The organism is Allolucifera butyrica (genome assembly GCF_900476375.1).
In the GTDB taxonomy this organism is placed as follows: domain Bacteria; phylum Bacillota; class Negativicutes; order Sporomusales; family UPPP01; genus Lucifera; species Lucifera butyrica.
In genome coordinates, this window is record NZ_UPPP01000072.1 from 1 (window position 1) to 22,337 (window position 22,337).

22 protein-coding genes are annotated in these 22,337 nt (G+C 41.1%); 6 read left to right on the forward strand and 16 right to left on the reverse strand.

The features are described from left to right. Positions 1 to 143 precede the first annotated feature (143 nt). The 15 genes from LUCIF_RS11575 to LUCIF_RS11645 form a co-directional block, all read right to left on the reverse strand. Positions 144 to 1,097, reverse strand: a complete 954-nt coding sequence (locus LUCIF_RS11575; protein ID WP_122628056.1) for a phosphoglycerate dehydrogenase — start codon at positions 1,095 to 1,097, stop codon at positions 144 to 146. 168 nt (positions 1,098 to 1,265) lie between these two features. After that, complete coding sequence (locus LUCIF_RS11580; RefSeq protein WP_122628057.1) at positions 1,266 to 3,254, reverse strand: methyl-accepting chemotaxis protein; 1,989 nt, start codon at positions 3,252 to 3,254, stop codon at positions 1,266 to 1,268. A 37-nt stretch (positions 3,255 to 3,291) separates the two neighbouring features. Continuing rightward, positions 3,292 to 4,671, reverse strand: coding sequence for a C4-dicarboxylate transporter DcuC (gene dcuC, locus LUCIF_RS11585; protein WP_122628058.1), 1,380 nt, complete (start codon positions 4,669 to 4,671; stop codon positions 3,292 to 3,294). A 16-nt stretch (positions 4,672 to 4,687) separates the two neighbouring features. Beyond that, positions 4,688 to 6,025: an MmgE/PrpD family protein gene (locus tag LUCIF_RS11590; RefSeq protein WP_122628059.1), complete on the reverse strand. Its 1,338-nt coding sequence runs from the start codon at positions 6,023 to 6,025 to the stop codon at positions 4,688 to 4,690. A gap of 14 nt (positions 6,026 to 6,039) precedes the next feature. Continuing rightward, positions 6,040 to 7,230 (reverse strand): mandelate racemase/muconate lactonizing enzyme family protein, encoded by a 1,191-nt coding sequence (locus LUCIF_RS11595; protein ID WP_122628060.1) that lies wholly within the window; start codon positions 7,228 to 7,230, stop codon positions 6,040 to 6,042. A gap of 261 nt (positions 7,231 to 7,491) precedes the next feature. Beyond that, positions 7,492 to 8,085, reverse strand: a complete 594-nt coding sequence (locus LUCIF_RS11600; protein ID WP_122628061.1) for a DUF1847 domain-containing protein — start codon at positions 8,083 to 8,085, stop codon at positions 7,492 to 7,494. A 217-nt stretch (positions 8,086 to 8,302) separates the two neighbouring features. Beyond that, positions 8,303 to 8,941: a VC0807 family protein gene (locus LUCIF_RS11605; protein ID WP_122628062.1), complete on the reverse strand. Its 639-nt coding sequence runs from the start codon at positions 8,939 to 8,941 to the stop codon at positions 8,303 to 8,305. Positions 8,942 to 8,974: 33 nt separating this feature from the next. Next, positions 8,975 to 9,529, reverse strand: a complete 555-nt coding sequence (locus LUCIF_RS11610; protein WP_122628063.1) for a PadR family transcriptional regulator — start codon at positions 9,527 to 9,529, stop codon at positions 8,975 to 8,977. Positions 9,530 to 9,708: 179 nt separating this feature from the next. After that, positions 9,709 to 11,061, reverse strand: coding sequence for an MATE family efflux transporter (locus tag LUCIF_RS11615; RefSeq protein ID WP_122628064.1), 1,353 nt, complete (start codon positions 11,059 to 11,061; stop codon positions 9,709 to 9,711). 228 nt (positions 11,062 to 11,289) lie between these two features. Further along, complete coding sequence (locus LUCIF_RS11620; protein ID WP_122628065.1) at positions 11,290 to 11,898, reverse strand: P-loop nucleotide/nucleoside kinase family protein; 609 nt, start codon at positions 11,896 to 11,898, stop codon at positions 11,290 to 11,292. Positions 11,899 to 11,934: 36 nt separating this feature from the next. Continuing rightward, positions 11,935 to 12,777 (reverse strand): class II fructose-bisphosphate aldolase, encoded by an 843-nt coding sequence (locus LUCIF_RS11625; protein WP_122628066.1) that lies wholly within the window; start codon positions 12,775 to 12,777, stop codon positions 11,935 to 11,937. A gap of 45 nt (positions 12,778 to 12,822) precedes the next feature. Next, positions 12,823 to 13,212, reverse strand: a complete 390-nt coding sequence (locus tag LUCIF_RS11630; protein WP_207857539.1) for a hypothetical protein — start codon at positions 13,210 to 13,212, stop codon at positions 12,823 to 12,825. Between the two features lie 18 nt (positions 13,213 to 13,230). Beyond that, the gene (locus LUCIF_RS11635) at positions 13,231 to 14,511 is read right to left on the reverse strand and encodes a PTS sugar transporter subunit IIC (RefSeq protein ID WP_122628067.1); all 1,281 of its coding nucleotides are present in this window, start codon (positions 14,509 to 14,511) and stop codon (positions 13,231 to 13,233) included. A 32-nt stretch (positions 14,512 to 14,543) separates the two neighbouring features. After that, a complete protein-coding gene (locus LUCIF_RS11640) occupies positions 14,544 to 14,849 on the reverse strand; it encodes a PTS sugar transporter subunit IIB (protein WP_122628068.1) in 306 nt (101 codons plus the stop codon). A 92-nt stretch (positions 14,850 to 14,941) separates the two neighbouring features. Then, positions 14,942 to 17,068, reverse strand: coding sequence for a BglG family transcription antiterminator (locus tag LUCIF_RS11645; RefSeq protein WP_122628069.1), 2,127 nt, complete (start codon positions 17,066 to 17,068; stop codon positions 14,942 to 14,944). Positions 17,069 to 17,345: 277 nt separating this feature from the next. Here LUCIF_RS11645 and LUCIF_RS11650 point away from each other — a divergent pair, with 277 nt between their 5' ends. The 6 genes from LUCIF_RS11650 (at position 17,346) to LUCIF_RS11675 (ending at position 21,598) form a co-directional block, all read left to right on the forward strand. Beyond that, positions 17,346 to 17,573 carry a helix-turn-helix transcriptional regulator gene (locus LUCIF_RS11650; protein WP_243638723.1) on the forward strand — a complete coding sequence of 76 codons (228 nt, stop codon included), beginning with the start codon at positions 17,346 to 17,348 and terminating at the stop codon, positions 17,571 to 17,573. Further along, the gene (locus LUCIF_RS11655; protein WP_122628070.1) at positions 17,574 to 18,170 is read left to right on the forward strand and encodes a hypothetical protein; all 597 of its coding nucleotides are present in this window, start codon (positions 17,574 to 17,576) and stop codon (positions 18,168 to 18,170) included. 85 nt (positions 18,171 to 18,255) lie between these two features. Then, on the forward strand, positions 18,256 to 19,014 hold the full coding sequence (locus LUCIF_RS11660) for a hypothetical protein (RefSeq protein WP_122628071.1): 759 nt from the start codon (positions 18,256 to 18,258) through the stop codon (positions 19,012 to 19,014). Between the two features lie 333 nt (positions 19,015 to 19,347). Beyond that, complete coding sequence (locus tag LUCIF_RS11665) at positions 19,348 to 20,148, forward strand: transporter substrate-binding domain-containing protein (RefSeq protein WP_207857542.1); 801 nt, start codon at positions 19,348 to 19,350, stop codon at positions 20,146 to 20,148. Between the two features lie 69 nt (positions 20,149 to 20,217). Beyond that, positions 20,218 to 20,877: an amino acid ABC transporter permease gene (locus LUCIF_RS11670; RefSeq protein ID WP_122628072.1), complete on the forward strand. Its 660-nt coding sequence runs from the start codon at positions 20,218 to 20,220 to the stop codon at positions 20,875 to 20,877. Continuing rightward, the gene (locus LUCIF_RS11675) at positions 20,870 to 21,598 is read left to right on the forward strand and encodes an amino acid ABC transporter ATP-binding protein (protein WP_279386959.1); all 729 of its coding nucleotides are present in this window, start codon (positions 20,870 to 20,872) and stop codon (positions 21,596 to 21,598) included. Before LUCIF_RS11670 ends, LUCIF_RS11675 begins: the two co-directional genes overlap by 8 nt. Before the next feature lie 117 nt (positions 21,599 to 21,715). Here LUCIF_RS11675 and LUCIF_RS11680 read toward each other — a convergent pair whose 3' ends face one another. Next, positions 21,716 to 22,294 (reverse strand): flavodoxin family protein, encoded by a 579-nt coding sequence (locus tag LUCIF_RS11680; RefSeq protein ID WP_122628074.1) that lies wholly within the window; start codon positions 22,292 to 22,294, stop codon positions 21,716 to 21,718. Positions 22,295 to 22,337: the final 43 nt, after the last annotated feature.

Sequence of the window (22,337 nt, forward strand, 5' to 3'; positions counted from 1 at the left end):
ACACCTCAAACCAATTTATTTAAAAATGACACCTACTTTTCAATATATCAAATACAAAATATATAATATATTATATTTGATAAAATATCAACGCAAATTTGATAACACAATAAAACACTACCGCCGAAAACCTATACCTAAAGCTACCAAACCAAATAGCGGGGAGCTTTCCCAGTTAACACGCTGATTACATCCTCCGCTGCCATTATGCTGACCCTTTCCGCGGCTTCCATGGTTGTTGCACCAACATGCGGGGTAAGAATGACATTGTCTAACTTACATAACTTACTCTCCGGCAACGGTTCAATGGAAAAAACGTCCAAAGCGGCGCCGGCAATCATTTTTTGTTCCAGTGCCGCACATAAATCCTCTTCATTCACTAAATCTCCCCTGGCCGTATTAATTAAACACGCTGTCCGCTTCATTTTTTGTAAAACCGCCATATTGATCATATGCCTTGTTTCTGCTGTTGCCGGAACGTGAAGGGATACTATATCCGCCTTGGTAATAACCTCAGACAATGGCCAATAAACCACGCCGTACTTCTCTACGAGATCTTGGCGAATCGATGAACTATGCGCCGCAATCTTCATATCAAACCCGCTGGCCCGTTTAATAACTTGACCTCCAATATGTCCGGTTCCGATTATACCGAGCGTCTTGCCGCTCAATTCCTGACCAACGCGCTGGTCCCATTTCCCAGCATGCATAGCCTGATCCAATTGGGCGATATTCCGAACGAGAGCTAATATCAATCCTATAGTTAAATCGGCAACCGAATGGGTATTGGCGCCAGGAGTATAGGTAACAGGCACATGAAAGCGCTTTGCGGCTGTTACATCAACGGTATTATAACCCGCGCCGCATTTGGTTATAACCTTTAAATCAGGCATTCCGGCAGCGATCACTTGCTCAGTAACCTGGTCATTGCCGATAATCAGCGCCGACACTCCTTTGATGCAGCTAAGCAGTTCAACCTCCTTAACAGGATTGGTATTCGGATACAGCATGACCTCATAGCCTAACTTGTCCAACATAGCCAGCGCCTTCTTTGATCTGCGAAAAGAAAGTGCTGTAATTAAAATCCGCTTTGTCATAAACATCCCTCCAAAAACGAAAGAAGCCCAATACCGTTTACTAGTCTTGGACTTCTTTGCTAAACGAAATCTATTTCAGAGTAGCGATAAATTTAGACACCAGACATCAAACTTGTCAACTGTCCATCCATATAATGACTGCTTTGGCAAGTATTTAAAATAGCTCGATTAAATTTTAAACTTAGAAACCATCATTTGCAGTTCAGCAGCCGTTTTAGCCAGCGCATTCGCGGAACCGGCTATCCCTTCCATCGACGCAGTGATTTCCTCTGTAGCCGCAGCCGCTGTTTCAGCGCCCGCACTGGACTTCCTGGCAATATCCGCCACCTGCTGCGTACCGGCAAGCATCTTTTGCATGACTTCGATTTGCTGTTTGCTGGCCGTATTCATCCCGCTGATCAAATTTGCATTGTTATTAATTTGCTCCATAATATTCATCAAAACCTGCTTTACTTGATTGACAACTTCAACGCCTTCATTAACTTTGACATTGCCGGTATCCATTGCCGTAACGGCTTCATTTGTCTGCTGCTTGATTTTCCCGATAATCGAGCTGATTTCTTCCGTCGCCTGCTGCGATTGCTCGGCCAGTTTCCGTACTTCTTCGGCAACCACTGCAAAGCCGCGTCCCTGTTCGCCTGCCCGTGCAGCCTCAATAGCAGCATTCAGCGCCAATAAATTTGTTTGGCCGGCAATACCGCTAATAACATTTAAAATTTCGCTTATTTGCCTGCTCCTGTCTTCCAGCGTCTTGATAGCACTAGAAGTCAAACCAGTAGCATTTTTAATTTCGTTAATTTTCTCCACAGCATTAATAACTGCACTATCGCCTGTTCTGGCATCCTTGCTCATATCTTCCGATAAGGCAGATGCATTGTCAGCTCTTTGGGCAACGCTGTTAGAAATATCGGTCATTTCATTCACTTCTTGTAAGCTCTTTTCCAGTTTTCCCATTTGCTGCTGCGACCCTTGCGCAAAATCAGTCATGGTAACAGCAACCTGGTTTGTAGCCCGCTCTGCCTCACCTGCAGAGGCAGACAGTTCCTGGGAGGCCGCCGCCACCTGGTTAGCATGTTCAATTACACCTTGAATCAAGTTTTTTAAGTGCCCGGCCATAGCATTGAAAGCTGCGGCCAACTGCCCCATCTCATCCTCGCGCTGTATGTCAACCGTAGCCGTCAAATCACCTTGCGCAAATTTATGAGTGACATCCACCAGTTTTCCTATCGGCCGGGTAATAAATGTTGCGACAAAAACTCCTGCGAATGCTGCCAGTATAATAGCCAGCAAGGTAAATCCAATGCCTACAAGGGTAACCTTGGTTGCTTCCGCCACCGCTTCACTTTTTGGCTGTTGCACCACAACACCCCAGCCGCTAAGCGGAACATTGCAAAAGCCTGACAGTTTCTCGCCGTCCTTCGTCTCATACGACACAGCGCCGCTCTTGCCGCTGAGCACTGCCTGCACCGGGGCAAGATTACTCACATCCACCATTTTTTGCATTAGCTCCTGATTAGGATGGACAATAATCTTGCCCTTCCTGTCAACCAAAAAGGCATATCCTGATTTGCCATACCGTGTGTCCAGGACTTTTTGGCTTAGTTTTTCAAAATCTACAACTCCTAATAAGGCTCCAATAACATTCTGCCGGTTGTCCCGGATTGGCACCGCAAGCACCAAAGAGGCCTTACCGGTACTATGCCCAATTTGCACATCGGAAATGGAGAAATCAGCCCCATGCAGCAGTTTTACAAAATAATCCCGCTTGCTGTTTTCCGTATTTTTTCCTTGAGTCCTTACTGTCTGCATTCCGTTTGCATCACTTATAATAAAGGTGCTAATACTGGAAGTTCTTTTTCCTATCTCCTTCATAAATAAAATCTGTTTTTCCGTATTCATTGATTTTATCTCTTCGGTATCTGCCATAGCCTGCAGCAGCTGAATATTAGCAGCAAGCGTAGCATTAATGTCACCTGCCAGCCCTGCCGATGCTTTTTCGCTGTTAGTATAAACAGACTCAATCATAGTCGCATGACTGAGATAGGATATGACTATTGTCGTCAAAATAAGTGGAATAGCCGCAATTACCACAAAAAAGACGCTGAGCTTTTGCCTTAAAGTAAAATTTCCTATGCCATGTAACGGAAAGATTTTCATTGGTTTACCTCTTTCTATAAAATGAAAAGATTCATTATTATAAGAAGTAATAATAAATCGCAAGCATATGTACTATAAAGCCTAAAATGACCGGAATTGCGCAGCGTTTTGCCACATGGAACGGTGATACACCGGCAATACTTGCTATTGCTACTATAGCAGCCGTAATCGGTGACATGCAGCGACCAAAACCTGCCGATAATTCCATAGGCAACAAAATAAGCACGGAATCAACATGCAAGACGCCGGCAATCTTCGGAGCAAAACTTGCAAATGCGAAAAAAGCTGCATTTCCAGACCCCATGATGAAGGCACACATTACCATAATCAGTCCAATAACCAATACAATGATATGCGTACTGAAGCTACAGCCGGTAGCAAGGGCGATTAAGGAATCAATGGCGCCTATCTTAACCAGGCCTAGCCCATAAAGTTCTGCGGAAATGATTAAAGATACAACGACTCTAAATTGCTTTGCCATACCTTCAAAGAACTTCATAATGTCATTCAAAACCAAATGCGCGTTATGCGTAAAAATAAATTCAAAGACCATTGCGACAATTGTCGATAAAATCATCGCAGATACAACATCGAGTTTGATACCTGTATGAAAAAAGGGACTAAAAATAACCACAAGAAACAAGGGCAGCATCGGTAATACCGCATAAATCGCCGGAACTTTCTTATTTGAGTCTAATTGATTTTCACTTTCATCCGCTTCAGTAAATACATTTATATTAAATTTCTTTTCCCGCTTCTCCCACCAAGGCTGGGCAAAATAATGCGCCGCACCGACAACAACAATTGCAGGAAGCACTGCATAAAGCTGATATTTAATAAAGTAAGTAACAGGATCTAACCCAGCTGTCGTTGCAGCCAAAATTGCATTGGATGACAGCGGACCGATATCTGTAAATTTTGAGGTTGCAATAATTGTAACCGCAGTAAGTTTACTTAAACCGCCGGCTACCATAATGGGATAAATGGTAAGCATAAGTAAAAGTCCAAGCCCTGCATGGCTCGGTATAAATAAGTCAATAATTTGCCCGATGATATACGCAACAACCATAATTAACATGGGTGATTTTACATGTTTTAACGGAAAAGCAGCCATTTCAACAAGCGCTTTGTTTGCGCCGCAATTTTCCATGTAACGCACAAAGCCGCCAATAGACATAATTGTTAAACCTAGTCCTGCCAAGCGCGAACTGAACAATAATTTGGCAGCTACAAAAATATCCAGCCATACAGTACCGGTAGATTGCTTCGCAGTAACAATATTGCTTGTCCCAAAAATTGCTGCGCAAAACAACAGAATGATACCGGCGGCAAACAAGACACCCTGCGGCTTATATTTTTTATACAGCATATAGCCTACCCCAAGCGTCACTATTAGAGCAATTACTAAAGATAACATCGCAATCTCTCCTCTATTAAATCCTCCGTATTGGGTCCTGTAAATTGTCAAGACTATCTTCATGGTCCAATGCTAAAATAGTTGTCAAAAAACTCTTGGCAAATGTTTCTCCATAACCTGAGTATCTAATGGCCTCCAAAAATTTACTTTCAATTTGGTTGTAATCCGGCGTATCATTCGAATGTAATATCTCTTTGCAAATACATTCGCCATTTGTTAAATAGATACTGACTTTTGCCTGACGTTCCGGGAATGCAGCTGTTGCCGCCGGGCTCTCCGCAACACTTACTTTTTCTGCTAAGGCAAGAACTTCCTTGCTATGCAAAATTTCCGGTTTGAATTCATTTAAGGATACCTTGCCATATAGAATGGCTATTGCAATACAATACGGCAAGGAAAATTTAGCTTGATCTTCCGTCTCGCAGGCAAGCCTCCCCGTAATTTCGACGCTGGTTTTATAAGTTTCTACCGAAATTTTCCGGACTTCTTCTGCTATAATTCTACGGTTGTTCAAAATGTGAAATACTGCATCAAGCGGCGAGTTTGTGTGTCCGCACGAAGCATAAATCTTGTAAAAGGCCGTATTGGCCAGGAAACGCATTTGATTGATTTCGTTTAAAGGCTCTTCGGTTGCATCAACACTTGTCGCTCTGACAAATCCTTTCGGCCCCATAATAATATCGGCAGGGCCTGTAAACCCTCTTTGGGCAAGCAATGCAGCCAAACCGCCGTTGCGGCACGCCTGTCCGATATTTAAGGATTTGGCATAAGTGCCAAATGTTTGCTGTAAACCAGACGCCATTGTCCCTGCAATACCCAACGCATTTACAATTTGCTTATGGTTTAATTTGAGTAAATACGCCGCCGTTGCGGCAGCGGCAAAAGTACCGCAAGTACCCGTCGTATGCCAATAATGATAATGCGATGGATTAACCACACAGCCAAGACGAATAAACACTTCATAGCCAACGAGAACTGCTTTTAAAAAATCCATTTCAGAGCAACCGTATCTTTCTCCAAATCCCAAAGCCACAGGTACGGTAACGGAACCGGGGTGTCCAATTGCCACTCTATGGCCATCATCCAATTCTGCGACATGTCCCATAATTCCATTTAAAAATATGCCGTCCAGTAAAGAAACCTTTTCTTTACTGCCTATGACCAGTACCTCTTCCTGCTGATTGCATTCTTCAACAAATTGTCCGGCAATGTGAGACTGCGGATAACTTTTCCCAATAACAGCACATCCCAGCCAATCTACAACACGATACTTAATATCATGAAGAATCTCTTCAGGAATAGAAATATCCTCCATTTTCTCAATGAAATTTGCAATCTTTTCTTGACTGTTCATTTTTCACTCTTCTCTTATTTTATTGTCACCTTATCCGACTCAGCAATCGACTTGTCTGTCAACTCTTGCCCGATGCCGGGAAGATCCGGTACCTCATAGAAACCATCTTTCGGCAAATAGTTATATTTGCAGGTATTGATGTTACCTTTGAGCAACCCATATCTGTGGAGTTCATGAATCGCGAAATTTGGAATGGCGCATTCCAGTTGCAGCGACGCCGCTGTCATGATAGGGCCGCCGCAAACATGGATTTGGCAGGTACAATCGTAAATATGCGCCATATCGCAAATTTTCTTTGCTTCCGTAAAGCCGCCGCATGTACCAAGATCAGGTTGGATTACTGCTATAGAGCCATCCTCCAAGAACGGTCTAAAACCCCATCTGGTATATATCCGTTCTCCCGCAGCAATCGGAATATCGACATTATCAGCAACTTTTTTCATCTGCTTAAAATTTAAGGGCTGAATCGGCTCTTCATAGAAATAGATATCTAACTCTTCAATCATTTTACCGAATTTAATGGCAGAAGTAGTATCTGTCAACGCATGGGCTTCAACGATAATATCCACTTTATCCCCAACCGCTTCCCGAATGGCTTTCAGTCTCTTATAGCCTACATCTAATACGCTTTTGGAAAGCGGTCCATAAAGATTACGACGTTTTGCATAACCCTCTTCGTCGATTTCATTGACGTCGACTTTTATACAGTCATAGCCATCCTCTACCGCCTTTACCGCTACTTCCGCATACTGTTGAGGAGTTGTAAGAATGTCTTTTTTGGCAGACAGACTCCAACCAAATTGAAGTTGGCTGGCATATGTTCTTAATTTATCTCTTGTCTTGCCGCCAAGCAATTGATAAACAGGAACATTTAATGCTTTGCCCTTGATATCCCACAATGCAACATCAATAGCACTCATGCCTGCAGAAACAACGGTACCGCCCCCTTGACCCCAGAATGTCTTTTTCTGCATCTTATCCCAAATGGCCTCATTTTTCATTGGGTCCATAGCAAGAATAATTTTCGACAAATCCTGAGCCATACCAAATCCTGCTGAGGCTCCTACACCATACGCCATGCCGACTTCACCGAATCCGCAAATCCCCTCATCTGTGTTAATTCTAACTACTACTGGTCTCCACTTAGCCACGGCTGACTGCAGATCGTTTTTAACATCAATAATATCAACACTTGTAATTTTCATTGTGCTTCCTCCAATCATATATAATATATTATATATGATATATTATTTGTTTTCTTCCTGTCAACCGCGAAGAAGCAACTTTTCGATTTTTTCGAAATGTGCATCTTCTCTTTGTTGCCATCGTAGCCATGCTGCTGCCTTTACCAGCCAGAAATTACAAAAAGGCTAAAGAAAACACTATTAGCGCTTTCTTTAGCCTTAAAATCCTAATCAGCTAACACTTTATATTTTGACAGTAAAGTAACATAACATTATTATGAATTACACTTCATCCTCGTACGTAATCTTAAGCTTTTTCCGCCAGTAACGAGAATACACCGCACCAAGAGGATTATGGGCCAGAACTCTGTCTTTTGCCACCAGGCAAGTTACCGGAACCTCTGCAGCCCCTGTAAATAATGCATCATGCCCCACACATAGACCCACAGTAATACAAAACTCTACCCCTTTTTCTTGCAGCAGCCGCGCCTGCATTAACGGATTGCACATCGTTTCGCGCGCGCCTTCGTTTATCTGCTCCAGTCCTAGATTTTCCTTAGCTACACCGCAAACCTTGCAACAAACCGAATAAACTTCAAATGTTTTGGCAAAGTATTCTTCTATCAGTTTCGCTTCTTTATTAAGACCTATACAAAAAGCTATACCAATCTTCTTGAACCCCATCAGCTTGCAAAATTCATTGGTCTCTTCTAATCGGGTCAGATTATTATAATAGCGTCCCTCTGTACAGGCGGCCGCCTTCATAATATCCAAAAGCTTTCCTGTATAAGCCTCTTTTACATCGTTAACAGTAATTTTTGTGCAGTTCTGTCCTTCTACATAACATTTTTTCCGCATACATTTCGCACATTTCATTTAAAACATCTCCCCTATGAATTCATAATGATAAACGCCACATTTCTAAACGTAGTTGGTATACCGGTATACCAACTGTTGAAAAATATAAAAGGGAATCACCCTTAATTTTTATTCATTGCAATGTTTATAATAATACCGTTTATCTTATATGTCAATCAATGACAAGTTAAAATGCGTTAATCTTATGTTATTTTTAAAGCATCGGAATTTGGGATTATCTTTTAACACCAATTCTTTTCCAATACCATTTAGGAAACTTATAAGAAAAAAGTAAAAGTAACGGACTGGAAACATTGACGTAAATCTTGCTGATAGCATAGTAAAGTTCGATTGGCACTGAATATAATAATGCAACTCTTAAAAGAGCCTGGGATACATTCAAAACGCCCCAGGCAATCGTAAGTATTTTCCACACAGATTTATATTGTGAAGTTTTTCGAAACTCTTCCGGGAAAGCTACGATATGGGAATCTTCAACGAATACTTGAATTAACGGCCTGGAGAAGAATAAGGAGCTAAAGAAAATTACGGCATACAATACATCTTCAAATATTGGTTCCACAAAATAAATATTCGGGTTTCGCCAAAGAATCGTACATAATAATCCGATTACCAAAAAAATTCCTGATAATAAGGCCAGTATATTTGTTTTATGCTCCCGGATTAAATTAAATAAAAAAACGCCAATACACCAGCATCCTGATAATATTGTGCCTGCAAGAGCCATCTTCCTATAATTAAATATATAAAATATGATCAATGGAATGATAACGCTTGCAATAAATTCTTTATTAAATAGCTTTGCAGAAGACGGAGGCGGTTTTTGAGAATTTTTATCAGCAGCTTTTTCCATGGTCCTTCTCCTCGTTTCATGAGTTTTATTTGGTTACATTTCTTTTCGTTTTAAAGACTCGATCTTTTCTATAGACTCCCTATACCAGGCAATAACGGCTTCCATGCTTTTTATTCCATAATCAACCGTCAAGCTTTCAAACAAAGTGAAGCTATTTTTCAAGGAGTGATTTTCAGTGATTTCATTCCTTATTTGCTGATATTTCGCCAGGTTACTTTCCGCTAGTTCTAAACGCTGATTGAGTTGGGAAATAATCAAGTTTTGATCAATATTTGCACCAAAGAAAATTTTAATTAGAAAGGCACTTCTATGCGGTTGTGGTTCCAGCGGTTCAATCAGCCAGTTTCGCAACTCTTCTCTTCCCTTATCGGTAATATGATAGATTTTGGCATTCGGGGAAGAGTCCTGGTATTTAACTTCTAAAGTTAATAAACCGTCCTCTTTCAATTGACTTAATGTGGGATAAATTTGACTTAAGCTGGCGTTCCAAAAGTAACGAACCGATTTGTCAAAGCGTTGTTTCAGTTGATAACCTGTCATGCTTTTATAATTTAAAAAGCCAAGTATTGCATGTTTTAACGACATCATAAACCTCCATATATAATTAATTATATATATAACTAATTATATATTAGGAGAAAGATTTGTCAATCTCGAATTAAAGCATTCGTTCTCCCAGACCAGTGGGAGAACTATTTTCTCCATCCTGCCGCTTTTAACCATATACGCATTTGTCCGTCCTTCGGAACCTGTTCTCTCTTCCCTCTTCAACAAACATTATGCTTATACCATGCTGTTTCCCGGAATCGTTTTAAATACAATCCCCCCCGTACCAGCCAATCAATGAACATTCCCAACCATACCCCTTCTATTCCAAGTCCTAATCTTATACCAAGTAAATACCCGCCAAAAATCCTGAATAACCACATTCCAAGCAGCGAAATAATCATAGTATACGTAGCATCCCCAGCGCCTTTTAGACCGGCAGGTAAAACAAATGATAAGGCCCAGACTATCATAAAAACAGAGTTTGTCACTAGTAAGTCTACAGTCATTTTTATAACAGTTAAATCTTTTGTATATAAGAGAACAATATACTTGTAAAACGGAATGCATGATATTGCAAATACGGTTAAAGAAACGGTAGCTAGTTTTAATATATACACCAATATTTCTTTCGCCTTTAAAATATTTTTCTGTCCCATGTATTGTGCAACCATCATGGTTGCAACAACACCCAATGCATTTCCCGGTATATTTAATATTGCAGATATATATATCGCTATATAATTCGCTGCAATTGCCTCCGTCCCTAAACTTACAATAAAAACCTGGGTAATAATCTTACCTCCGTTAAAGAGCAAAGCTTCTAGTGTTGCTGGAATACTAACGCTAAAAATTTTTCTAATTAAAGAAAAATCGGGGACAAATGATAACGGCCGATTTAATTTCAGATAATCAACCCCATTTATATAGGCCGCGATTGCCATTATGGCCCCTATTGCACGTGGAATGCCAATCCCGATTGCAGCTCCAGCAATGCCCAGTCCAGGAAACTCCAAAAAAGTTTCATTGATATGTATTCCATATATAAAAATATAACTTAAAATAACATTGAATCCGTTCATAATTATATTAATTTGCATAGGTAGTTTAGTATTACCAGCCCCCCTGAATATTCCTGAAACAATCAACTCTATTGCAATGAAAGGATATGTATATATTGTTATTTGCCAAAATGCTATAGCATTATTCATTACACTTGGTTCCGCTGCACCATATAAAAAAGACAAAATAGGATATTCATAATATCCAATTATTATCGTAATAAGAAGGGAAATCAATGTACCCATATATAATATTTGTTTCCCGCTTTCATTCGATAAAGAGAGTTCTTTTTTTCCATAATATTGAGCTACAAGTACGGTTCCGCCTACCGCCAGGCCGGAAAAAGAATAGATTACTACCATATTAAAAGAATCGATCATACCGATTGCGGAAATAACTTCCTTGCCCAAACTGCTGGCAATAATTGAATTTAAAAAGCCCATAATTAATATACAGAATTGCTCCATAACAACCGGAAAGGCCAGATTTATAACCTCTTTGCGAAACATCATACCATGCTCCTATAATTTACATGAACCAGTGTCAATCTTATGTGAAAAATATTCTTGACAACTATTAGAAAGTTTACTATTAATATTTAAAAAGTAAAAAATACCATAACTTAGTATAATCTATTTCAATTCCATATACCAAAAAAAATATCTATCATATTGATGAAAAGAAAAATAAGAACGAAATTTGATAGATTGCTCTGTCAATTTTCGCTCTTATTGGGTCTGTCAAAATTTTAGTATTCTTTCTAATTCCCGAAGTAATTCAGAATAATCAACAGCACTAAAATCCGTCATATCCATCTCAATTAAATGCCCTAACTCAAACGATCCATACCCCCGGGTTTGACACCGTACTATAAATTCCTTGTAGTCAAGCAAACCTTCCGCTTCCCTCCGGTTCTTTACCTTATCTCCATAGTGATAGCAATTAAGAATGTGCCCTGGATGCCGGTCCGGATCGATATCCCTTTTCTTCTGCCGTTCAAACAATACGTCTAAATTTCCAGTCAATCGGATCGTAATGATTTGATAGCCATATTGCTGAGACAAAAGTGCGATCCTTGACTTCTGTTTTTCACTAAAAGGATAATCCGAAATAATGGATGACCCTTCTCGCATGATTTTTTCCATTTCTGCGTAGTAATAATTCCAACTAAGCTGTATGACCGCTTCTTTTTTTTCTAAATTGTTAAATCCAAATTGATCCCAGAATCTCTCCTTGATATCGTCCGGTGATACGACAACAAAAGAATCTCTCCAATTAAGTATGGTATTGCACAAATATGTTTTTCCTGTACCCGGATATCCAGCCAATAATATAAGATTTTTCTGCAATTTACAAGTACTCCTTGTGTGCCGTTTAATCGTCTTTTAAGCGTTTAGGAAAATGCCAATTTTATTTTTAATCACACTAGCAACCGCTTCATTACAAGGAACAATATTTTTTCGCAATGAAGTATTCTCTTTCGTTTGCGAAAATAACTTTGCCGCTTCTCTCGTCCACCCCACTAGCAATTCTGTTCCTACATTAAACTTGCGCACGCCATATTTTGTACATTGCTGAATATCTTCATCCTTTACACCGGTTCCGCCATGAATCACCAGCGGAATGTCCACTGTCTCATGGATTTCCTTTAGTAAGGGTATGTTTAATTCTGTCTTTGACTTATACTGGCCATGATTGGTACCGACCGCAACCGCTAAGGCGTCAATCCCCGTCTCCATAACAAAGCGTTTGGCATCTTCCGGGTTGGTATAAGCTTTTTGGCTCTCTTGCACGGCAGCGCCCTCTTCCATTCCGCCAATGGTTCCCAGTTCGCCTTCCACGGATACACCCCGCGCATGAGCGTACTCAACAACTTCCTGCGTTCTCAGCACATTTTCTTTAAAATGCAGGGACGAGCCGTCATACATAACCGAAGAATAGCCCGCATCAATTGCCTTTCGTATATCGGCAAAATAATTGGCATGGTCTAAGTGCAGCACCACTTCAATACTTTCATACTCCGCCAAGTACTTACATACATTCGCAATCACGCCATAGCCAATATACTCGGCCGTTCCTGCACTCGTCTGAATGATGATAGGCGATCCCATATCTTTTGCCGCCCGGATCATCGCCGGCAGCATTTCTAAATTATGCATATTAAATGCCCCAACTGTAAAATTCAAGCGGATCGCTTTATCTGTTACTTTTTTTAAAGTCGCATACATACCATATTTCCTCCTACGTTATTCTGACTAAAAGCTATAGTCCCATCAATCTAAGCCGCGGATTACATCCTTAGAAAGCTTCATTAAATCATCAATCTTATTCAAATATTGCTGTACCTGTTTATCATCATTGCTTAGAGCAGCGTCTTTTCTCTTGATATTGTATAATTTTAGTAAATCTGTATAGGCTTTGCCCAAGGAACGATTTTCTTGGATGCTCAACTCATAATATTGGATAGCAGCATCTGTTTCTTGCAGTGCAAATAAGCTGCTGCCTAATTCATTTAATATCTTCGTTCTCAAATCACCGTTTGCTACCTCTAATTCATTTTTCAGCCGTTCAATTTTAACACGCAGCTCCGGCCTAATAACCGCCCTTTTTATTGTATTTGCCGGCGCATCTGTCGATTGATTTTTTTTCCTAAAGAAGAACATGCAAATTCCCTCTTTTTCTTAGAATATACTCATCAATGGTGTAATAATCCAAGCGTACAGTAATGCGGCAGTGACCGTATCCACATCCGTAGCCGTTGCATTGGCAAATCCCAGGTTACTAAATATAGTCACCAACAGCGCCGGCAGCAGTGTGATAAAAAATCCATGGGCAACACCGCCAATGACCGCGCCCCGTTTACCACCGGTAGCATTGCCAAAAATCCCTGCCGTGCCGCCGGCAAAAAAGTTGGTCAACATACCCGGCAAGATCATCGCTAACCCAAACATCGGTAATACAAACATCGCAATAACGGTACCAATCGTAGTACTCACGAAACCAATGATAACGGCATGCGGCGCATAGGGAAACAGCACCGGACAATCCAGCGCCGGTATAGCATCCGGCACTAATTTCATGGCAATACCGCGGAATGCAGGCACAATTTCTGCTAAAATCAACCGCACACCGGCCAGCAATACATAAACCCCAACGACAAACTGAATCGCTTGCAAAAATGCATATACCAAATAATCCGTATGTCCGGCTAACTTCGCACCAAACTCAGGGCCGGCAAAAAACGCAGTGATTAAATATAGCGGTACCATAACAACCATAACCGATAGATATGTATCTTGTAAAAACTCAAATCCCTTAGGAAGCTTGATATCCTCAGTCGATTCTTCCGGATTGCCAACCAGTTTGGCTATCCCTGCTTCAAATAAATAACCGATGGTGCAAAAATGTCCCAGGGCAATATCATCACTGCCGGTTATCTTACGGACTAAAGGCTGGGCAATAGCCGGCATAGCTACAGCAAAAATGCCCCCGACAACCCCGCCAACAATAATCAGGGTTACCCCTCTAAAACCTGCGCTATAACCAAATACCGTACACATCGTGGCCATCCACAGAATCGCCTGACCGGTTAAAAAGATGTATTTCCATTTCGTATAACGCGCAATGATAATATTAACAACAAAGATAGCCAGAAAAGTAAAAGCAATCGGACTGCCCAGCCCCAATTCATTCATGGCCTGCCCGTTAATCGCTTCTATGGAAGGTATGATACCTTGCATATGAAATCCTTCCGTAAAAATCTTGCCAAAATAAATCAAACTGCCAACGATGATGCCGGCGCCAGCAGATAACACCATGAATCCTAACAGGGTCTTAAACGTTCCTGCGATTGTCTGCCCAATGGATTTTTTCTGCAAAATCAAGCCAAGCATTGCAATTAAAGCAATCGTAATGGCCGCTTGCGTCAAAATGTTGGTAATGATGAAATTGATAATTGACACAACGATTCCCCCTCATTCTTTTATCGTTAGCTCTATAGCACACCTTTGTCCTGTAATAACGGAGTCAGTTTCTCTTCGATTTCTGCTTTACTGACAATATTTTTCAAATATACGATTGTCGTTGTATCCGGAATCGTAAACTGTTCAAATTGGGTTTTAAAATTCATGGCTGTAATGATGACTTCCGGATTCATGGAAACCGCCGACGAAATGTCACAATGATCCAAATCCGCTTCCACCCCCATTTTATTCAAAACATCTTCAACACTCATTTGACAGGCAAAACTGCTGCCCAGCCCTGCTCCGCACACCATTAACATCTTAATTTTTTTCCTCATCTCTACCCCTCTTTTTAAATAATTCGAAACTTTTCCGCCAGTATGCAACGGCATCCCGGGCGTTTGTAAAACCGCTAGTCTTTTTTAATCATCTATAAGCCCTCCTCAAACTCAACCAATACCCGTTTTAAATCATCAACAGTATACTGGTTTGATATTTTATCAATTTTGCATTCTTCAGCAATAATATTTACAATCGATTTCATGACTTTCAAATGCGAAAAATTGTCAATGGCCGCTAAACAGAAAATTAATTTAACAGGATCATTTGACTCATGACCAAAATAAATTGGTTCTTTTAATGTCATGATACTCAATCCTAATTTAGCGGCGCCATCTTCCGGCCGCGCATGAGCAAGCGCAACCCCTTTTGCGACAACGATATAGGGGCCATATTTTTTGACTGCCCCAATCATCGCGTCAACATAGTCCTGATTGATATAGTGATCCTCAAGTAATGGCTGCGCAGCATCTTTAATACAGGTCTCCCAATCTTTTGATGTATGCTGCAATAAAATATGATGGTCTTTAACGACTTCCTGGATCATTGGCTGAACCCCCTGCCGGTTAAGAATGATTTTGTTTTTCTCAAATAGATCCTCAAGCTCTTCGATAAAATTTCCCATCTTTATTTTCATGCTGTGTTTTTCAGCAATTTTACAAATGTCTTTAAAAAAATTAACTGCGTCAAAATTGGCTCCCCCCGTTTTTTTTATATCCGGATTACTTTCGATGAATTTTTTAATTTTTTTCCGGTCATACTCTGTCAAAACCGGATCTATCTTAAGCGAAGGCAGATTTTTAATTTCGATATCAATTGTTTTTAAGGCAAAATCTGCTCCCAGGCGCTTAATCGCAGGAAGATCGTAACCATTCACAACCCCAATGACATCAAACTGATAATATTTCTTTAGATTCTCCGCTAATAATTCACCGGTTGCCACACCATGGCCACAAATAACCACAACCCGGTATTTTCCCGGATTATGCTGAGCAAGCTTTTCCTCGGAAGCACTAAAGTGGAGTGTGATATAGGCAATTTCTTCTTCTGAAATCTTCTGGCGGCAATATTCTTCTACGATGCTGACGGCTTTACAAACTGCATTATACGTAATGCTGTATTGCTCCATAATCATATTTTTAAGAGGATTAAAGATGCTAACCCCATTTTTACTCCGGTTAACCAAAGGCTCGATATGGTTGAATAGCCGTTCAAACAGCTCTTTATCGTCGAGAAAAGGAATGGATGTTATCTTTTCCATTTCTTTAATCAACTGAATTGTCAGCAATTGCAATCCACCCCAGTCGATTTTTAAAGCAGCCGGATTTCTGATATTGAAACTATCAATAATAAAACATAGATAATACCGTTCATATTCACTGATTTCGCTGGCATTAATCCCCATGACTTCTTGCAATAACTGGATAACTATATGATAGGAATGCAATTTCTCATAGCGAAGTGGCAGACTATTCGTACTATTTACCAGATAACCTTGGGTAAAACGTTTATACCAGATAGCAAAAATAACAGACATTTGCCGGCAGTGCATTTCATTAAAAGCTAACCCATCGGTTCGTGCAATTTGTTGGAGAGACTGATAAATTTTAAAAAGAATCTCTTCCTGCAAATAAGACGTGACGATCTTTTCTTTCTTAGAAAAAATTGAACGGCTGCTGCAATGATCCATCATCATTTCTAAATTGATATATTTATTAATGACATTATTAATAAATAAACGAATTGACCATTCATCTCCAAGAAACTTGAAACCCTCTTTCGGTACGCTTTTGACCGCCACCCCATATTCCTGAGCCTGTTTGCGAATGGTCTTCATATCTGAATCGATAGAACTTTTGCTGGTAATCAAATCTTCAATAAAAGCAGTGGCAAAGGACGGTGTCTTTTCGTCTAAAATCGAAAATAGAATCATGAGTACCCGCTCTTCCACCGAATAATACTCCGCATGATATTGCGCGGATTTAAGCAAATAAGAAAATTGCTCTTTTTGAGAAGCCGTAAATTGTAATTTAACACCAAGCTTGCGATCCTGCTCAATCTGCGGTAAGTGATTTTGCTGTAAAAGTTGATTGGCTTGTTCTAAATAATACCGGATTGTTCTTTCGGACCTTTGCAATATTGTTTTCAGTTCATGGTACGTAGTATATTCTTGGCGTGACGCTAAGAGCAAAATTAACTCTACTTCTTTGCCAGTCATGGTGTCCACCTCTCATGTTTAGTATAAAGACGAAGGGTAATCGGAAAAAGTAGAACTTTTTGCAAGATGTTTTTGCAAAATCTCATGCATAATTAAGCAATAATCCTTTTAACGCCTGTCCATTTCCCGGTGCAGCCGCTTACATCTTCACCGGCATAGCAGGTTTTTTCGCTGATATGGCCCGTCTTACTTTTGTTTTTAATGTAAAATAAATTTGACATTATGATAAATATATTCTACAATTGTAAATGGAAATTCACTGAGAATGGGGATAAAAATGACTAAACCAACCATGCAATTAAAAATCTCCAATCGTTTGCACGTTCTCCGCGCAGAACACAGAATGACCCAGGAACAACTTGCCAAAGAAATCGGCGTAACCCGTGCAACGATTATCGCAATTGAAGGGGGAGGATATAATCCGTCGCTGGAGCTTGCTTTTCGTCTTGCCCGTTATTTCAAAACAGATATTAATACTATTTTTTCAGTTGAGGAGAGTAAATAAATGAAAAAACTGGATTCCCTTTTATTAAAAGTATTTTTATATGGGTTGCCGCTTATTATTGTTCTGGCTGTCTTTTCCTATCTGCATGATTCCGGGATCATTGCCTCCGCTTATAGCTACCTAGAACATTTATATAATTTTGCCGGATTCATGTTCGCATTGTGGATGCTGCTTTCGGTTTATTTGGGTATCCGGTTGATGTTTTCCGGAACGTTCCGGGAAAAAGTGCTGACCCGAATCACGTTTATAAAAGAGCGCGATGAGCGGGAAGTAATGTTAACCGGAAAGGCTGCCAAAACAACCATGCTTACCACGTTGGCAATCCTGATTTTTTTCTTTTGCCTTTCGTGCTTTCAAGTTTCTGTTTATCGTATCCCACCGGAAAATGCGGTCCATGGGAAGACCGGGGTTATTTCCATCGGTTTAAATTTTTCATTACTGGAAAATCCGCCTCAGGATGCCCCGCAGACTTCCGGACAAAAACAAAATATTTTCACCTACAGCGGATTGCCTGTTTCCAATTCAGCCGTCATTCTGGGAGTAATAGCATGGCAGATAATCGCTTATAACTATTCGATGCGGCGCTTAATGAAATAATAGCAAGAGAGTAGTGTCGACCTGCTCTGCCGGATCTTTACATAGATGAAGCAGCGAATTTTCAAAAGAAAGGGTGCAAGAAGTTATGCTACGGAAATATCAGATCAATCGTTCTATTCTGGCGTTGGCGATTTGTTTCGCTTTATTTTCGGAAACGGCGGCAGCCAGCGGTGAAATTTCTCTTGAGGGAGAGTATTGGAATCCGCACGTTAGCGGGGAGTTAAAATCATCTGTTAATATAGATGTCAAAAATGATCTTGGTTTGGGTCATTCCAGCATTGCCGATTTAAAATTAGGTTTCAAAGGAGATAAAGGACCAAAATACTTTATAAAATATGAAAATCCGTCCTTCAACAATACCGGCAGTTTAACTCATTCCTTAAATTTTGACGGTAGAGATTACTCAGCCGGAGACCGGGTTACTTCCAGCATGGATGTCAAGCATTATCAATTCGGCATTCAAAATGACAAAATCACTCCCGGCGGTAAGATATCAATTATTTACAGTTACAATCACAATTCCATTCATACCGGGATTCAGGATGTAACCCAGAATTTTGACCGGAATAAGGACGGCACCAGCGATGCGCTAAATGTAGGCTTTGCCTGGGAAAGTTTAAATCGCAAAGGGATAAATTTCTTCGCGGCAGTTACCCCCTTATCTATTGGCACACACGGCGGTTACCTTGATTATAATGCTGGTGTGAAGAGTGAAATCGGCAAAACGATGACCCTAACGGCAGGCTATCGGGGCGAACGGCTGGAAGCCGGGAAAACCTCCGGTTCGGATGGCTCCACCATAAATCTTAAAGGCTGGTATGTATTTTTAGGATCCGGTTTCTAGTTACGCCGTTCCCCTTTTCCACAACAAATTTTGTATACATTACTTTATATCTATACTTTTTTAGAAAGTGATGCTACAATATAAAAGAAAAAAGCAATGGCGCTTAAAAATATTTGTTTTTTAAGTGGATCGGACTGTAGACCTAAAACTCCCTATGTATCTAGTCCATAAACAATTGTTTAATATACTGATACATATTAGTACTATTAAGTTGTTTTTTGATAGCGGGGAGCTGTTTGTTAACAGTTTGAGACGCTTAAAAAGTATCTATTTTTTTAAGCGTCTTTTTGTTTTTCTCAAAAATAGCTTAGACAAATTTTAGGGGGAGTTCAAGTGAAGAGTGTATCCAAAAAGATCCTAGTTATCGCCTCTTTGTTAATTCTTATTGCAGCGACACTGGCCGGCTGCGGAGCGGTTACGGCCGACAAAACAGCAAGCAGCGACAAAGGACAGACCAAAAAATACGTCATTGCCTGTGACGCCAAGTATGCGCCATTTTCCATGGAAGTTAACGGAAAATACAAAGGCATTGATGTAGAGCTTTTGGCGGCCATTGCCAAAGCGGAAAATATTAATTATGAATTAAAGCCTATGGATTTCAGCGGCATCATTCCCGGCCTGGTTTCCGGCCAGATTGACGGCGCGATTGCGGGTATGAACATTACGGATGAGCGCAAAAAATCCGTTGATTTTTCCGACGGTTATTTTAAATCCGGTTTAGCTGTTATCGTAAGTAAAGACAATACCAGCATTAAAAGCCTGGCTGATTTAAACGGCAAAACCGCCGCGGTAAAAAAAGGCACGACCGGTGCTAAATTTGCCGAAGACAATAAAGACAAATATCACCTCCATATTACTTATTTCGACGATTCACCCAGCATGATGCTCGCTGTGGCTAACGGGAATGCAGACTTCCTCATGGAAGATTATCCGGTAATTAACTACCAAATCAAAATTGGCGAACAAAGCAAATTGAAAATCGCCGTTCCTTCCGTAATCGATCCGCCTTCGTATGGCTTCGCTGTTAAGAAAGGCGAAAATCAGGAGCTTTTGAAGAAATTCAACGAAGGCCTGAAAAAAATTAAAGCCGATGGAACTTATGATAAGATTGTCGGCGAATACATTTCCAAGTAATTAAGTAGTTATGCAGTAAGAAGAGAACTGGCATAAAGAGCAGTTCTCTTCTTTTTTGAGGAGGATATCATGCACGAATATATCCAATTATTTATTTCCTGCTGGCCGGATCTATTTCGCGGTTTGCAGAATACCGTATTCATTGCTGCAGCCTCGCTGCTGTTTGCTTTCTTTCTCGGTCTCATCTTAGCGGTTATGGGAATGGCCAAATACAAACTATGTCAATGGATCTATCAGTTTTATGTTTATCTGGTCCGGGGCATACCGGTGATGATTTTTGCCTTATTTCTCTTTTTTGGCGTCGGAGCGCTGCTGCATGTCAAATTCAATCCGATCTTCGCGGCGATTATTACTTTGACGATCAATGCCAGCGCCTATCTGGCGGAAATTTTCCGCGGCGGCATACAGGCCGTTGACCGGGGGCAGGTAGAAGCGTCGCGCAGCCTGGGGCTGGGATATTTCCGGACATTAAAACTGGTCGTTCTGCCGCAGGCAGTCAAGATCATGATTCCACCGATTATCAATCAGTTTATCACCACCCTGAAAGATACTTCCATCCTTTCAGTCATTAGCGTAAGAGAATTAACGATGAATTCCCAGATTATCATCGCCAACAACTATAAGCCTTTTGAGGTCTATTCCTTTGCGGCCATTATGTATCTGATTGTTATCGTTGCCTTATCGCTCTTCGCGAAGTGGGTAGAAAGGAGACTTCACCATGATAATTAAAGTCGATAATTTAGTGAAATCCTTCGGCGAAAATGAAGTGCTGAAAGATGTATCCTTCCATGTCAATGAAGGAGAAGTCGTTTGTATTATCGGGCCTTCCGGCTCGGGCAAGAGCACGCTGCTGCGCTGCCTGAACCGCCTGGAAGAAGCGCAGGGCGGGTCGATCCGGGTCTTCGACACGGATGTCATCCACGTGAAAGATCTTAATGCCTTTAGGGAAAACATCGGTATGGTGTTTCAGATGTTTAATCTATTTCCCAATTATACGGTTATGCAGAACATTACCCTGGCGCCGGTACAACTGGGCAAAATGACCCAGCAGGAGGCCGAGAAACGGGGCATGGAACTTTTGGCGATGGTTGGGCTGGAGGAAAAACGCGACGTCTATCCGTCCACCCTTTCGGGCGGTCAAAAACAGCGGATCGCCATCGCGCGGGCCTTGGCGATGAATCCCAGAATCATGCTGTTTGATGAACCGACATCGGCGCTCGACCCGGAAATGGTCGGGGAAGTCCTGAACGTTATGAAAGAACTGGCCCAGGAAGGCATGACCATGGTCATTGTTACCCATGAAATGGGCTTTGCCAAAGAAGTGGCGGACCGGGTGATTTTCATGGGCGACGGCGTGATTATTGAAGAAGCTCCGCCAAACGATTTATTTAACTCTCCCAAGCATGAACGCACCCAGAAATTTTTGAAAAGTGTTTTGGAACACGTGTAAAAAGAACTTTCTATATTTATAAGAAAGAGCCAGCGGTCAGCCCGCTGGCTCTTTCCCCTTTAACAAATCCGATCCGTATCCTGTGTTCCCATTACAACTTCAATTGCCATATCCTCATTATTCCGGGAATCGTTCCAAAACCAACGCTGAACCGATTTCCTTCATGACAGTGTGCAGATCTTTTCTTTCATGCGCCGGTCCATTTCGCATACCGGCAACGACATGTACGCCTTTCACATCAAATTCCAGCAACTGAAACATTTTTTGCGTGTAATCATAATACGGCTGAAACATGCCGGCATCAGGATTACCCTGATTAAACACAAGAACCAGCTTTTTCCCGGCATTTTGTTCCTTGAATTGCGGCGAGAACCGCGGATGGTATTGTGCGAACAGCCTGTCGGTGAATATCTTCGCCTGGGCGCTCATCTGCCCCATGTAAGTCGGCGAGCCGAGAACAAGAGCATCGGCATGCTCCATCGCGTCATAAAGTTTCTGCATGTCGTCTTTGATAATACAGCGCAGCTCTCCCTGTTTGCAGCCATAACAACTCTGGCACGGTTTGATATCAAGATCGCTGAAATACCAGGAGCGAGTTTCGGCGCCCTGTTCTTTCGCACCTTCGAGTATTTTGTTTATGATCCAGGCGGTATTGCCTTCTTTCCGCGGACTTGCGCTAAATCCGATGATTTTCATTTTTCCTTTTTCCTCCTTAGCAACGGCAGGCTACCCTTTTCAA

Coding starts and splice junctions, on each gene's coding strand:
- LUCIF_RS11575 (WP_122628056.1), bottom strand. CDS start 1,097: ATGACAAAGCGGATTTTAATTACAGCACTTTCTTTTCGCAGATCAAAG.
- LUCIF_RS11580 (WP_122628057.1), bottom strand. CDS start 3,254: ATGAAAATCTTTCCGTTACATGGCATAGGAAATTTTACTTTAAGGCAA.
- dcuC (WP_122628058.1), bottom strand. CDS start 4,671: ATGTTATCTTTAGTAATTGCTCTAATAGTGACGCTTGGGGTAGGCTAT.
- LUCIF_RS11590 (WP_122628059.1), bottom strand. CDS start 6,025: ATGAACAGTCAAGAAAAGATTGCAAATTTCATTGAGAAAATGGAGGAT.
- LUCIF_RS11595 (WP_122628060.1), bottom strand. CDS start 7,230: ATGAAAATTACAAGTGTTGATATTATTGATGTTAAAAACGATCTGCAG.
- LUCIF_RS11600 (WP_122628061.1), bottom strand. CDS start 8,085: ATGAAATGTGCGAAATGTATGCGGAAAAAATGTTATGTAGAAGGACAG.
- LUCIF_RS11605 (WP_122628062.1), bottom strand. CDS start 8,941: ATGGAAAAAGCTGCTGATAAAAATTCTCAAAAACCGCCTCCGTCTTCT.
- LUCIF_RS11610 (WP_122628063.1), bottom strand. CDS start 9,529: ATGATGTCGTTAAAACATGCAATACTTGGCTTTTTAAATTATAAAAGC.
- LUCIF_RS11615 (WP_122628064.1), bottom strand. CDS start 11,061: ATGATGTTTCGCAAAGAGGTTATAAATCTGGCCTTTCCGGTTGTTATG.
- LUCIF_RS11625 (WP_122628066.1), bottom strand. CDS start 12,777: ATGTATGCGACTTTAAAAAAAGTAACAGATAAAGCGATCCGCTTGAAT.
- LUCIF_RS11630 (WP_207857539.1), bottom strand. CDS start 13,212: ATGTTCTTCTTTAGGAAAAAAAATCAATCGACAGATGCGCCGGCAAAT.
- LUCIF_RS11640 (WP_122628068.1), bottom strand. CDS start 14,849: ATGAGGAAAAAAATTAAGATGTTAATGGTGTGCGGAGCAGGGCTGGGC.
- LUCIF_RS11645 (WP_122628069.1), bottom strand. CDS start 17,068: ATGACTGGCAAAGAAGTAGAGTTAATTTTGCTCTTAGCGTCACGCCAA.
- LUCIF_RS11650 (WP_243638723.1), top strand. CDS start 17,346: ATGACTAAACCAACCATGCAATTAAAAATCTCCAATCGTTTGCACGTT.
- LUCIF_RS11655 (WP_122628070.1), top strand. CDS start 17,574: ATGAAAAAACTGGATTCCCTTTTATTAAAAGTATTTTTATATGGGTTG.
- LUCIF_RS11660 (WP_122628071.1), top strand. CDS start 18,256: ATGCTACGGAAATATCAGATCAATCGTTCTATTCTGGCGTTGGCGATT.
- LUCIF_RS11670 (WP_122628072.1), top strand. CDS start 20,218: ATGCACGAATATATCCAATTATTTATTTCCTGCTGGCCGGATCTATTT.
- LUCIF_RS11680 (WP_122628074.1), bottom strand. CDS start 22,294: ATGAAAATCATCGGATTTAGCGCAAGTCCGCGGAAAGAAGGCAATACC.